This window comes from Janthinobacterium sp. GMG1 (genome assembly GCF_034427795.1).
Taxonomy (GTDB): Bacteria; Pseudomonadota; Gammaproteobacteria; order Burkholderiales; family Burkholderiaceae_D; genus Janthinobacterium.
In genome coordinates this window covers 1-942 of sequence record NZ_JAXQNT010000037.1, presented here as the reverse complement: position 1 = coordinate 942, position 942 = coordinate 1, and the positions used below count along the sequence as shown (strand labels likewise).

General features: G+C 46.9%; 1 protein-coding gene and 1 pseudogene. Both read right to left on the bottom strand.

Annotation, left to right across the window (positions count from 1 at the left end; genetic code table 11):
• Positions 1-531 (bottom strand): annotated as a pseudogene (locus SJI03_RS28755) (DUF2235 domain-containing protein); the annotation flags it as partial.
• A gap of 6 nt (positions 532-537) precedes the next feature.
• The coding region (locus SJI03_RS28750) for a DUF3304 domain-containing protein (protein ID WP_322429451.1) at positions 538-942 on the bottom strand (405 nt) is incomplete at its 5' end.

Sequence of the window (942 nt, the reverse complement as noted above, 5' to 3'; positions counted from 1 at the left end):
GATGCGGGCAAGTCGGCCAGCTTCATCTGATTCGTACAATAACTTTCCGCTAATAGTCCGATGAACTGCATTCACGACTTGCAGCAAGCCCCATATAATCCGGGGTTGCCCGCCTTTGGAAAATGCCTTGCCTTCATCCGATTCGGTTAGCTCTCCGATTTCTTTGAACGGAGTCCCTACGCCTGGAATATAGTTTGAAAAATATCCGCTCTGTTGCTTGTCATTTGGATATGTTAAAAAAAGGCGCGCCACATTACTGTGACTGGCATCTTCCGGTTTGAGTGGAATTTTCGCAATGGCAATGGGGACTTTCGTTTTTTCATCAATTACACCGGTACGCAAGCCGTTGCGATCCCGTTCCAAATTATTGTTCGTGCCGTCAAAAAATAGTCCCACATGTACAGCTATGCTGCATGGTGCGTCTGATGCCGCGCTGCATACAACTTGAGCGATTTTTGACTGTTCACTCGTGCCTGGCTTTAAGAATATATCGACAGGAACGGGAGCTTTGAAAGGCGGAACATTAATCATAATGAATCATTTTTTAAGTGATGGTTTACCCGTGTGTTGAATCGGGTGATCTTTTCCATACCCTGCATCATTCGACACAACAACCCTCACCTCATCATTCTCAAAAAAGTGCATATAAATATCTCCGGGTCTATCATATTTTTCAACTCTCACTACTTTTTCTTTAACAATATGCGTATGCCCTTCAGGCATATCCCACCGTACCATGACGTTCATTCCTGGATGCCATACTCTCGGGATTGATGTACAGCAAATATTCGCACCTCCCGCCCCCCATTTATCCATATTCCCCCCTCCTGCCCCATCCACCGATGCGGAGTAAATAAAATTCCCCGTATGGTTCACAATACCCACCTGCGCCGTCGCGGTAGGACTTGGGCCGACTTGCTCAACCTGCCTGGCCTTGAGGGC